The organism is Verrucomicrobiia bacterium (genome assembly GCA_035574275.1).
Classification (GTDB): Bacteria; Zixibacteria; MSB-5A5; order DSPP01; family DSPP01; genus DSPP01.
The window spans coordinates 1-12,140 of the sequence record DATLYY010000008.1; the positions used below are offsets into that span (position 1 = coordinate 1).

Here is a 12,140-nt window from a genome sequence, read left to right on the forward strand (position 1 = left end):
GCGGGGACAATGACCAATCGGGGCTTGGAATACTTTTTCCGCACCTCGGATGGCTTTGTAACCGCCAATAATCCGGCTTCAAGTTATAACCGGTTGAGCACCTCGGTTACCGAAAACGCGCCCCCCACGCTCAATCGTTCCTATCAACTGGTCTCACTTCCGATGCGTTTTACTGGGACAAATGGGACTCCCAATATTCAAATCGCCGACGACTTCAGTCTGTCCGATCCGAATTCCGCCCGGCTCTTCTGGTGGGATCCGATCCTGGCGGATACCACGTCCGACACCTCCAGTTTGAAAGGTTACCGGGAGTTTCCCTTTCCCGGTCTGACAAATTTTGCCTTTACCCCCGGCCGCTCCATGTTTCTGGCCACGGTCGGCTCAAAGGTGTATGACGCGGTTGGGCTTTCCAACCAGCCCAATATTACCATTCCCCGCCCCACACCATTCGGTGACAGCGTGCCGGTGGAATACTATCTGGCGTTGTTCACGGTCGATTCCGGCTGGAACATGATTGCCACCCCCTTCCCCTACACGGTTCATCTGGACTCTGTGGATGTTTTGGTACCTGACATTGACTTGGAGGTACGTGAAGTCACGGACCCGATACGGGATAATCGCATCGGTGGTCAGGCCGTGATAAACTTGCGGGAGAGAACTGCCGCCGGCTACATTGTTCCCAACCCTCCGCTTTTAAAGCCTTGGCGGGGTTATTTCCTTATGAACAACGGCCCCGAAGATGTACTCCTGCTTTTCCCAAAAATCGATGCCAACTTCCCCATCTCCGCCCCCGTGCCGGTTGCCCCCGTGGCCGCCGGACTGAACTGGAAAATCGACATTGCCGCCCGAAGCGGCGAGCTGGAAGTCCCGCCGACCACCTTGGGGACTTCGGAAGCCGCCCTGTCGGGATATGACCGTATGGATTGGGAACTCCCTCCGGCGCTTCCCGGCGATTTGCGGGTCGTTTTCCAAAGGGATAAGGATTTCGGGCAGGCCGGGGATTACCTGACCGATATCCGCCCCACTTTGACCGAAAGCGAGTCCTGGGGCTTCACCGTCCAGCCCGGGGAATCCCGCGCCATCGAGCTCTCCTTCGGCGGCTTGGCGGACGTCCCGGAAGGGTTCGATGTCATTTTGACCGACATTGAAGGACGCGCCAAGCAGAACCTGCGCACCGAAGCGGTGTACCGCTTCATCGCCAGCGAGGATCGGCACTTCGAACTGACCGTAACACCAAAAACAACGGGCCAGACCGCCTTGATGCCGACAAAATACGAGCTTCACCAGAACTTTCCGAACCCCTTCAACCCGCAGACCTTGATCAAATACGACCTGCCGGAAGCGGCCAACGTCCGGTTGGAGGTGTTCAACATCTTGGGGCAGAAGGTGACCACGCTGGTGGATCGCTACGAAGCCGCCGGTCCCAAATCGGCTCTCTGGGACGGCACGGATGCGGCAGGAAATAAGGTCTCCTCCGGCGTTTACTTCTACAAACTCAAAGCCGGCGACTATCTGGCCACCAAGAAAATGACCTTTGTGAAATAACCGAATTTGTAAGGGCGAGGCATGCCTCGCCCTTACGCCCCGCAACTCGTAGGGGCACGGCACGCCGTGCCCCTATTTTATTTCATAACCCGATTCTATCCGCAATCCCCTGCAAGGCCCCCAAAACCGTGGCAATGTGTTCATCAAGGGGAACGCCCAATTCCTCGACCCCTTTTTGAATATCCTCCCGGCTCACCTTCCGGGCGAATTCCTTCTTTTTCAATTTGCTTTTCACCGAATCCACCGTCACTTCCGCCAGCTTTTTGTTCGGCATTACCAAGGCGACCGCCACGATGAACCCGCACAGCTCATCGCAGGCATACAGCGTCTTTTCCAAAGGGGTCACCCGCGGCAATCCCAGATACTCCGCGTGGGTCAAAATGGCGTGCCGCACTTCTTCCGGATACCCCCGCTCTTTTAGAATTTCCGACCCTTTGACCGGATGGGAGGAGGGGTCGGGGTTCTGCTCGTAATCAAAATCGTGCAAAAGCCCGACCGTCCCCCAAAGCTCCAAATCGCCGCCGTATTTAGCGGCATACGCCCGCACCGCCGCCTCCACCGCCAGCATATGCCGCCGCAAATTCTCGTTTTTCGTATACTCGCAAAGCAACTCCCACGATTTCTCGCGCGGAATCGAAAAATTATTACCGCTCATCTTGTCTTTCGCAATGATACGCCACCGAAAAACCGGCTTATCATTGTTTCTCCTTCCCTTTCATGCGGTTGACGACGGGCACAGCCTGTTCAACACGCACCCCGGACAGTTCGGGCGCTGGGCTTTGCAAACCGCCCGGCCGTGGTGGATGATTTGGTGTGGAAACAAAATCCAATCCTTCTTCGGGATCACTTCCATCAAATGCCTTTCCATCTTTTCCGGCGTGGAAGCGGGTGAAAGCCCCAGTCGCGCGGCAATGCGGGAAACGTGGGTATCGACGACGACTCCGGAGGCAATGCCGTAGCCGGTGCCTAGTACGACGTTCGCCGTCTTGCGTCCCACGCCGGGCAGGCGAATCATTTCCTCCATCGTTCTGGGTACTTTTCCGCCGTGCCGTTCGACGAGCGCCTGCCCCATCGCCTTCAAGCTTTTCGCCTTGTTGCGGTAAAACCCGGTCGTGCGGATGTATTTTTCCAGCTCCGGCAAACTGGCCTCGGCGTAATCTTTGGCGGTCTTGAAGCGGGCAAACAAAGCCGGCGTCACCAAATTCACCCGCTTGTCCGTGCACTGCGCGGAAAGGATGGTGGCCACCAGAAGCTGCAGGGGATTTTTATGATCGAGCGAGCATTTCGCCTCCGGATAGGCCTTGGCCAGCAGGGCGATAATCTTTTTCGCCCGCTTCTTTTTCTCCTCCGGCGTCTCTTTCCAGCTTTTGATTTTCACTTATCCACCACCTATGGGTAGTCCCCCAGCCCCTGCTGGGGGGATTTTAAGTCGCGTCAGGAGTTACTCCTGACGCATTCGCAACGGCTTGCTTCCGCCTCCCCGCCGTCTCAAACCCCTTCAAAAGAAGAATCGAAATCCCCAAAAGCAGGTTAACCGAAACCAAAGCCGTATACCGCCGGTGCAGCTTTTCAAATTCCCGCCGCGCATGAGACGTATCCTGTTCCGCTGGAATGTCAAAGTTTGTAACCTGCACGCGCAAGGCGCTCATTTGCGGCCGCCAAACCTTGGCATACAGCGTGGCGAAAAGAAACATCAACACCAAAACAATCGAACTGTACGTCCGCACCCAATTTTTCTCCGTGACTAAAAGCAGCGCGATGGCGACAAAGAACAATAAAAGTGCAAAAATGTATTCCATCTGCGAAAATTTCTGGATGATGACCGCCACCACCGACCCGGCAATGGCCCGGGATTCGAACGCCTTGAAAACCACCGGCGCGGTGAAGGCCGCCAGAAAAACGAGTCCGCCGACCCATACTCCCAAAAGCAAATTCTCCACCCCCCGCAAAAACCCGACCAGGCGCGTCATTAAAGCCGGATGGAGACCGAAACCCCGTCCCGCAGGGGGAGTATGGTGGTGAAAAAATGCCTGCTGGCGTACAACTTTTTGGTGAACTCCAGAATCCCTTTGGTATCCTCGTCCGGATTTTCGTCCAGAACCTGCGCGCTCCAAAGCAGGTTGTCGGTGACCAAAACGCCCCCTTTTTTCAGCCGCTTTTCGGCAAACGGCGCCACGGCCGGGTATTCCCACTTGTCAATGTCGCACAAGATGATGTCAAACTTCCCCGGTATTTTGGCCGCCAGCTTCAAAGCATCCCCGATGCGGTATTCTATCTGCGTCTTGATTTTCCCTTTTTTGAAAAAATCCCGCGCCCGCCGGGCGTTTTCGGCATCCCCTTCCGTGCAGAAAATATGCCCCCGCGCGCCGATGGCCCGCGCAAACCAGAAAGCGGAATAACCATACCCGCTCCCTAGTTCCAGAATCCGCCGGGCTTTGGTTAAATGCGCCAGCTGGTACAGAAACCGCCCCACCAGAGGCCCGATTATGGGAAAATCTTTCTCCTTGGCCAGTGCTTCCATTTCTTGAAGCACCGGCTCCCGCGCGGGCGTAACTTTGAGTAGATATTCATCCAATCCCTGATACAAAAGCGGCCAGATTTTCGGCATCTCTCCTCCTATTTGGCGGCCGCCACGGCCTCTTTCAACGCCTTGTAATCCTCGTCGCTTCCGGCCTTGAACGCCAGATTTTTGTAGCGCACCACACCGTTTTTGTCGAGGACATAAACCGTCCGCTTGCTGTACCCCGATTCCGGATTGTAGCTGGCAAATTGTACAGAGACCTTTCCCAAATGGTCGGAAGCGAGGTAGAACGGCAGATTATGATGGGCCGCCCATTGCTTGTGGGAATACACATAATCGCCTGAGATGCCGATGACGGTGGCCCCCAGTTTTTCGAATTCCGAAAAACTGTCCCGCAGCGTGCAAACCTCCTTGGTGCAGCCCCCCGACCAGTCGGCCGGGTAAAAGGCCAGAACCACCGGCCCTTTGCCCAGAAATTCGGAAAGCTTTTTCTCCTCCTCAAAAATGGTGTCCTTGGTCGCCACCGGCAATTGAAAATCCGGCGCCTTTTCTCCCACGTCCGGCACGCTCACCTCCGCTTTGTTGGTTTCCTGCGGCTTGGAGGCTTGGTAATTTTTCTCCTCCTTTGCCTGCCCCAAAACCGCGCTCGCCGCCAGTCCGAAGCCCATCGCGATCAACAAAAGTTTTTTCATCTTAACCTCCTTTACTTTTCGCGGACTGGAACTTTCACCCCGTCTCCCAGTCCTCCGCCAGCTTTTCGACCGCCGCCTCCTCCGGCAGGCCGACGTAAACCTCCTCCCCTTCGATTTTCACCGGATAGGTTGCCAGCTTCGCCCACTCGTTGGTCAAACATTGCCCGTTGGAAACATCATACCGCCACCCGTGCCAGGAACAGGTAAGCTCTCTGCCTTCCAAGTGTCCGGTCAAAAGCGGTGCGTGCATATGCGCGCAGTGCCCCTGCGTGGCAAAAACCTCTCCTTCCGCGTAAAAAATAGTCACGCTTTTGAAAAGCCCGATTTTGAACGACCGTATCGGCCGTTCCCGCAAAAGCCGGAGAGTCGTCGCCTTAACGAACCGCGGCGGCATTTCTGGCCGATTTCTCTTTCGAAGCGGGGGGAGGAAATCTCCACACTTCCCCCGCCGTTTTCATCTCGAAGGCCGCCCGAATCGCCAGCTGCAAAAGCTCCTTGCGGGTCTCGACGGCCGAAGCGCCGAACGGCAGCCCGCAGTCCCCGCCGAAAAGAATCGTCCGCGGTCCCTTGGCCGCTTCCAGCGCCCGCTCAATAAAAGCAAATGTTACGGTGGCAACGCCTGCCTCCTCCAACTTTGATGCAACCTGCGGCAAAACCTCGTGACACACCACGCAGGCCGGAACGAGGAACACAAGATTGGTCCCGTCCTCTTTGAGGGTTTTCAAAATCAAGGGGATGCTCGTTTCCAGAAGTTTTTTCGGCTTCAAACAGAACCCCAAAAGCGAAAAATGATGCGCCGCCGCCCCCCCGCCAAATTCGGCGGCAACCGTTTTCAACTCCGCCAGCGGAAACAAACTCCCCGGGTCGGCCTCAAAACGGCTCCGGTCGAAATCCGATTCGGTCAGCCGTAGACTGGATAGCGGAAAGTCAGCCGGAAAAATCCGGAACGAAAAATCGCCGTAGAAATTCTTGTATTGGAACGGTTGTTGATTTTCCAAGTACAGCCCCGCGCTGGATAAAAGCGCCACCCGCGGAGTTTTCGTTGCAAAAGCCGCCAGCCGGCCCGGCTCCCGCCGGGCAAAAGGATACCCCGGCTCCAGCTTTTTCGAAAACCGGGGGGAAATCCGGTGTATCGTTCTCCCGATGGCAAGCAGCACCGCCTTGAAGAACTTCATGCCTTCAATCTAACCCCCCGCATTTTGCCGGTCAAGCCGGCCGCACGCCCCAAGCTCCCCGCAACCCCGCCCCGATTACACCGTATAAACCGGTGTAATGACCGCTTTACACCGCCCGCTTCCGCATTTATACTTCCCTTCGTTTTGATGTATTCTATGGCCCAAAAACAACCCTGGAGGATGTATGTTTAAACGCGTAACGGCCTTATCCTGGGCCCTCCTTTTCCTGCTTTTTTCCTTTGCATGGGGGAAAGTCACCCTGGACGTCAAGGAAAAAACCTTGAAAAACGGGCTCAAACTGCTGGTGGTGGAAAACCACACCGCCCCCGTGGTCTCCTGCATGATGCGCTTCAAAGTCGGCTCCGTGGACGAGCGCCCCGGCATCACCGGCACAGCCCACCTTCTGGAGCACATGCTCTTCAAGGGAACCAAACAGATTGGCACCACCAACTACGAGGCCGAAGTCCCGATTATGAAAAAAATCGACTCCCTGGCCGTCCTTTTGCGCGCCGAGCAGAACAAGCTGCAAAACGTCCTCTGGGGAGGGGACTCCGCCAAAATCAAATTCCTTCGGGAGGAAATCGCCAAATGGCAGGATCAGCAGAGAAAATACATCATCAAAGACGAGCTCTGGGAAACCTATCTCGAAAACGGAGGCACCGGCCTGAACGCTTCCACCGGCAACGACCGCACCCAGTACTATGTCTCGTTGCCCGCCAACCGGCTGGAGCTCTGGGCCTGGCTGGAATCGGACCGCCTGCGCAGCCCCGTCCTGCGGGAGTTCTACTCCGAGCGGGACGTGGTGTTTGAGGAAAGGCGGCTGCGGACGGACACCCAGCCCTTCGGCAAGCTGTTCGAGCAGTTCAACGCGCTGGCCTTCGCCGCCCACCCCTACGGCTGGCCGGTGGTCGGCTGGCCGGGGGATTTGAAAACCGTGATGCGCGAGGAGGTGGAAGCGTTCTTCAAGCAGTATTACGCCCCTAACAACGCGATTATGGCCATCGTCGGGGATGTCCGTGCCGAGGAAGTTTTTGCGATGATGACCCGCTACTTCGAGGATATCCCCCCCTTTCCCGAGCCGCCGCGGCCGGTCTTTACGGACGAGCCCAAGCAAGAAGGGGAGCGTCGGGGGGAAGTGGAATTTGAAGCCAACCCCCTACTGGCCATCGGCTACATGGCCCGCGAGATTGCCCATCCGGATAACGAGGTTCTGGATGTTACCGCCGCCGTTTTATCGCAGGGGCGTACCAGCCGGCTCTACAAAAAAATCGTGGAGGAGAAAAAGCTCGCGGTGAATATCAGCGCCGATAACTCCTCCTCCCGCTATCCCGATTTGTTCTACATAACGGCGACCCCCCTCGCCCCCCACACCCCGGCGGAAATCGAAGCGGCGGTCTACGAGGAGCTCGAACGGCTGAAAACCGAGCCGGTTTCGCAGTGGGAGCTGGACAAGGTCAAAAACCAGCTGGACGCCAACTTCATTCGATCCTTGTCGTCCAACACCGGCATCGCTTTCGGCTTGGTGGAGGTGACCGCCCTCACCGGCGACTGGCGCTATTTGCTGCAGAATATTGAGAACATGAAAAAAGTGACCCCCGATGACATTATGCGAGTGGCCCAAAAATATTTCACTAAATCCAACCGCACGGTGGTGACCTTGGTTACCAAGGAAAAATCCCCCAGCGCCAAACTGTAAGGAGCCGAAATTGAAAACCAAAATCTGGATACTGACGCTTTCTGCCGCCCTGTTGGCCTCGGGCTTTGTCTACGCCCAGCACGGCCGCCCCGCCGAAGGCGGAACCAAAAAAGACCCGGCGAAGGTCTCCCCCGGGTCCAAAAAACTGGAGGCCTTGAAATACCGCGACCTGGTCTGGACCGTGCCGGAAATCGGCAAGGAAGTCAAGAAGCTGACTTTGGCCAACGGCATGACCCTCTATCTGTACCCCGACCACGCCCTGCCGGTCTTCAACGTGCAGGCCATTATTCGCACGGGTGAAATTTACGAGCCGGCCGAAAAATCCGGCCTTGCGCGCCTCTGCGGCACCGTGATGCGCACCGGGGGGACGAAAAATTTGAGCCCGGATTCCTTGAACGCCGAGCTGGAGTTTATGGCCGGCTCGGTGGAAACCGGCATCGGCACGGAGCAGGGGAGCGCCTCCCTGAACGTGCTTTCCAAGGACATCGACCGCGGGCTGGAAATCTTCGCCGACGTTTTGATGAACCCCGAATTTCGGCAGGACAAATTCGATTTGGCCAAAGACCAGATAAAAGAGCAAATCCGCCGCCGCAACGACCAGCCCGGCTCCATCTTGGCCCGCGAATTCACCAGCCGCATTTATGGCGGCCACCCCTATGGCCGCATTTTGGAATGGGAAACGGTCAAAAAACTGACCCGCGAGGATTTGATTAACTGGCACAAGACCTATTTTGCCCCCAACAACGTGATGCTGGGAATCTCCGGCGATTTCGACGCCGAAAAAGTGGTGGAAAAAATCAAAAAAGTCTTTGCCAAATGGGAAAAGAAAAGTATAAACTTTCCTTCAATTCCCAAAGTGGCCGAAAAACCCGCCCCCGGCATCTACGTGGTGGACAAGCCGAACTTGAACCAGACCAATCTGACAATGGGGCATCTGGGGGTGGATTTCACCAACCCGGATATCTACGCCCTAAACGTGATGAACTACATTTTGGGGGGCGGCGGCTTCACCTCGCGGCTGACCTCCCGCGTCCGCTCCGATTTGGGTCTTGCCTATTCCGTCGGCTCCCAGTTCAACACCGGCTCGCGCGATTTGGGCACCTTCGCCGCCACCTGCCAGACCAAGACCGAAACGACTCACAAGGCCGCCGCCGAAATGCTGGCGGTGATAAAGGCGATGCGCGAAGCCCCCGTGACAGAAGAGGAGCTGAAAACGGCCAAAGATGCCTACATCAACCGTTTCGTTTTCCAGTTCACCTCCGCGGGGGCCGTGGTGGGGCAGTTGATGGGGCTGGACTATTTCGGCCGCGACCCGAAATTTTTCAACAATTACCTGGACAACGTCCGCAAAGTGACGGTTGAGGATGTTTTCCGCGTCGCCAAAACCTACTTAAAACCGGAAAATTTGACGATGGTGGTCGTCGGCAACGTCTCCGGCTTCGACGGCGATTTGTCCGACTTGGGCTCCACCACCAAAGTGGCTTTAACGCCCCCTTCAGTAGATTAGATTTTTGCACCCAACAAAAAACCCCACCCAAGAGGCGGGGTTTTTTTCTATCCGTAGGGGCAATTCCACCGTGCCTGCCCATTTTTGTTTTTATAGGGGCGAACCTCGTGTTCGCCAGTCTTTGTTTTTTCGTCTTTCGCAGGGGCACAATATATTGTGCCCGTTATTCTAACAGGGCGGCGAAACCGAAAGAAAGAAAATCTGCAGCATAATCACGGCATCCGCCGGGGAAATTTTCCCGTCGCAGTTCAAATCCCCCGCCGAGGGGGCCGCCGCAAACGGGTCTCCCAAAAAGGCAAAATTGAGCATTAAAACCACATCGGCCATCGTTAAAACCCCATCCAAATTCAAATCCCCTTTCAGGGCGGGAAGGGTGGCATATTTAAGCGTCAAAATATCTGATTGGCCGTTTCGATCCGACCTGCCGGTTATATAAACGTTCCCCATCTCATCAAAATCTGCAAACGTGGCCAAATCATCAGAAGAAGTATCTTGGCCAACATAGTGTGCCGCCCAAAGCTCATTTCCCATCGAATCGAGTTTGAGCGCCATAAAATCCCGCCTCGATCCAAATCCCATGGTACGTCCAGCCACATAGACATTCCCTCTTTTATCCACTTTAATTCCCGAAGGCATGGTGGAACCGGTGGGGCCGGTGTAACGATGTTCCCACAATTTGTTGCCGCTGATATCATATTTGATGGTGGCTGTTTCGTTCCCGCTGTATCCGCTTATATAAACATTTCCAACGGAGTCCAAATCCAGAACGATCACCAGATCCTCGCTGTATGTTGGCCCGTTTTCCTGTGCCATCCAAAGGGTATTGCCAAGGGAATCGTATTTAATGGTAACAAAGTCGAGCGCACTGGCGCTGTCCGTACTGCCGCCGGTGACTATCACATTTCCAAAAGCGTCAACCCGTATCTTCGTCGCCAAACTTCGGCTCGCGTTTGACCAAAGTTTAAACGTCCTGACCCATTTTTCCTGCCCAAGTGAATCGTACTTGATGGTGTTCAATTCCCCTCCCCCAATGCAGCACGGGCCGACAACGTAGACGTTTTTATTGTTGTCTACTGCGATGAAGCCGCACGGATCTTGGAAGTTCAGCGGGCTGTTGTAGCGTGCCACCCATTGTTGATTGCCATTGGGGTCATATTTTATGACTGCCGTTTCCCGCTCTCCGCTGGAATCGGCCGAGCCTCCCGTAACATAGATATTATTTGCTTTATCGATAACCATCCAGTGAGCCCGATCCCTTCCCCCAGCGGGTCCGTCGTATTTTGCCACCCAAATTTCATTTCCTTGCGGGTCGTATTTAATAATCGTGTAATCGGGGTCTCCCCCACTGACGTAGATATTACCCGCCGGATCCAAAATAAGGTAGAATGACCAGCCGTCGGCAGCTGGGCGTTGACGAAGCCATTCGAGGTCGCCATTTCGATTATACTTTAATACAGCCCAACTTGAGCCGCTGCCGCCGATATAGCCGGCAACGTAAACATTCCCGCTGTCATCCACTTTCACCGTATAGGAATCGTCAAAATTGCTTCCCGACCCGCTATAATAGCGTACCCAGACCGTATCGACTTGGCAAAAGGCGGAAGGGGGAAATGCCAAAAGGCAGAAAAATAGAACGACTGAAATTTTCTTTGCAAAGCTGCGCATCTCTTTCAAATTATCGGCAAAACCACCCACCAAAATCATCCACCCATTCCATTTTTCTGTCCCCCTGCCTGCCCGCGTTCGTCGTTGTTTTTGTAGGGGCAATTCATGAATTGCCCGTTTCCCCTCTTTGTCTTTGTAGGGGCGTATTGCTATACGCCCTTCCCCCTCTCCGCATCGGAGAGGGGGTTAGGGGGTGAGGTCACAAATTCACACCTAAATCGGAGGTTTTTTCGCACCCCCGCCATAGGGTAGAGGGACGTGGTGAGGACTAACCCCCAAGCCGCCATCCCTCTTTAACAGGGGTTGCGAGGTGGGGACGAATCTCTAATCTCCAGTCTCCAATCTCTGTCGTGCATCGGGTCGGCTCGGCGCCTCTGGCGTGACCGGGCCGAACCCCAAAAGGAGACCCAAAGCCGGTACCGACCATAATCCACGGCTTTATCTCCTTATGGGGTTGATTTCCTCTCAATGGTCGGGGGGAATGGACAGCCGCTTTTTCTTAGCTAAACCGCCGCTTCTCCTTGAAAGGGAAAGCGGACCTAGACCAGACGCGCCTGGGCGGCGCTTGCCGCGCCTAAGGCAGAACAAAATAAACAGGCAGGCCGTACGGAGAGGACCACCATACGGGGATATAAAGCCCCGTTTCAGAGTAGGTTCCGTCTCCCACTTTCACGGCCGTTTTAAAACCCGTCGCACGAAAAAAAAAGAAACAAAAAAAGGAAAGGCGAGAGGGACAGAGCTCCCGCTCTGCCCCTCCCTCTCCTTAAAATAACCTCTTGTCCCCTCTCCTTGTAGGAGAGGGTCGGGGAGAGGTTGCATTTTACGTGCAAAATCCCCCCGATTTTGCAGCCAAAAAGGAGGTATGTCTATTCATGCGCCCGGATTTCGGCAAAATCTACTCCAATTTGCAAAAAACCGCCTATCCCAGGCAGGGTAAAATCAAACGCTGCCACCTTTGCGAAAATGACCCGGAACGAGTCATTCGCTATCTTGACAGAAAAATCCGTCGCCGTCGCATCTAATCCGGGCTGTACATGGTCATCAAATCCGGCGATTACGACGACCGCGCTATCCTGCAAGTCTGTCGCTACTGTTTCCTCTTGGGTAAGCAACATGACTTCCTGCGTCCCGCCCTCCCCCTCGGCGCCGCCCGCCGCAAACGCTTCAAACTCCCCCCGATTTAAAAGCAGCAAAGAATCACGGGGAGATTTTTTTTGTTTGTTTTTACAAAATCGCAACTAATTATCTCCCGTTTTTGCCACTTTACAAACTCTTTCAGTTTAACTACAGTTACACCAGCCACCCGGAACTGGGGGGTGAAAACAGCTTTGGCATAAGA

The 12,140-nt window shown here is 55.0% G+C and carries 12 protein-coding genes; 3 read left to right on the forward strand and 9 right to left on the reverse strand.

Translation table 11 applies throughout. The features are described 5' to 3' along the window. Positions 1-1,545 (forward strand): T9SS type A sorting domain-containing protein (locus tag VNL73_01835; GenBank protein HXF48151.1); only part of this gene is annotated, 1,545 nt, incomplete at its 5' end. A gap of 82 nt (positions 1,546-1,627) precedes the next feature. Here VNL73_01835 and VNL73_01840 read toward each other — a convergent pair. From VNL73_01840 to VNL73_01870, 7 genes are read right to left on the reverse strand one after another with little or no spacing between them, the layout of a single operon-like run. Further along, positions 1,628-2,200, reverse strand: coding sequence for an HDIG domain-containing protein (locus VNL73_01840; protein ID HXF48152.1), 573 nt, complete (start codon positions 2,198-2,200; stop codon positions 1,628-1,630). Positions 2,201-2,260: 60 nt separating this feature from the next. Continuing rightward, the gene (gene nth, locus VNL73_01845) at positions 2,261-2,923 is read right to left on the reverse strand and encodes an endonuclease III (GenBank protein ID HXF48153.1); all 663 of its coding nucleotides are present in this window, start codon (positions 2,921-2,923) and stop codon (positions 2,261-2,263) included. A gap of 46 nt (positions 2,924-2,969) precedes the next feature. After that, positions 2,970-3,515 carry a DUF4149 domain-containing protein gene (locus tag VNL73_01850; protein HXF48154.1) on the reverse strand — a complete coding sequence of 182 codons (546 nt, stop codon included), beginning with the start codon at positions 3,513-3,515 and terminating at the stop codon, positions 2,970-2,972. Continuing rightward, complete coding sequence (locus VNL73_01855; protein HXF48155.1) at positions 3,515-4,153, reverse strand: O-methyltransferase; 639 nt, start codon at positions 4,151-4,153, stop codon at positions 3,515-3,517. The genes VNL73_01850 and VNL73_01855 overlap by 1 nt, the downstream gene beginning before the upstream one ends. Before the next feature lie 8 nt (positions 4,154-4,161). Beyond that, complete coding sequence (locus VNL73_01860) at positions 4,162-4,758, reverse strand: redoxin domain-containing protein (GenBank protein HXF48156.1); 597 nt, start codon at positions 4,756-4,758, stop codon at positions 4,162-4,164. Between the two features lie 34 nt (positions 4,759-4,792). Then, a complete protein-coding gene (locus VNL73_01865; GenBank protein ID HXF48157.1) occupies positions 4,793-5,152 on the reverse strand; it encodes a Rieske (2Fe-2S) protein in 360 nt (119 codons plus the stop codon). Beyond that, entirely contained in the window at positions 5,133-5,933 is an 801-nt protein-coding gene (locus VNL73_01870) for a hypothetical protein (GenBank protein ID HXF48158.1), read from the reverse strand. The genes VNL73_01865 and VNL73_01870 overlap by 20 nt, the downstream gene beginning before the upstream one ends. 184 nt (positions 5,934-6,117) lie before the next feature. On the opposite strand from VNL73_01870, the gene VNL73_01875 reads away from it, so the two are divergent. Continuing rightward, complete coding sequence (locus VNL73_01875) at positions 6,118-7,629, forward strand: pitrilysin family protein (GenBank protein ID HXF48159.1); 1,512 nt, start codon at positions 6,118-6,120, stop codon at positions 7,627-7,629. Between the two features lie 10 nt (positions 7,630-7,639). Continuing rightward, positions 7,640-9,136, forward strand: coding sequence for a pitrilysin family protein (locus VNL73_01880; GenBank protein HXF48160.1), 1,497 nt, complete (start codon positions 7,640-7,642; stop codon positions 9,134-9,136). A gap of 168 nt (positions 9,137-9,304) precedes the next feature. On the opposite strand, the gene VNL73_01885 is transcribed toward VNL73_01880, so the two are convergent. Both VNL73_01885 and VNL73_01890 read right to left on the reverse strand, forming a co-directional pair. After that, complete coding sequence (locus tag VNL73_01885; protein HXF48161.1) at positions 9,305-10,660, reverse strand: SBBP repeat-containing protein; 1,356 nt, start codon at positions 10,658-10,660, stop codon at positions 9,305-9,307. Positions 10,661-11,667: 1,007 nt separating this feature from the next. Continuing rightward, entirely contained in the window at positions 11,668-12,039 is a 372-nt protein-coding gene (locus tag VNL73_01890; protein ID HXF48162.1) for a hypothetical protein, read from the reverse strand. Positions 12,040-12,140: the final 101 nt, after the last annotated feature.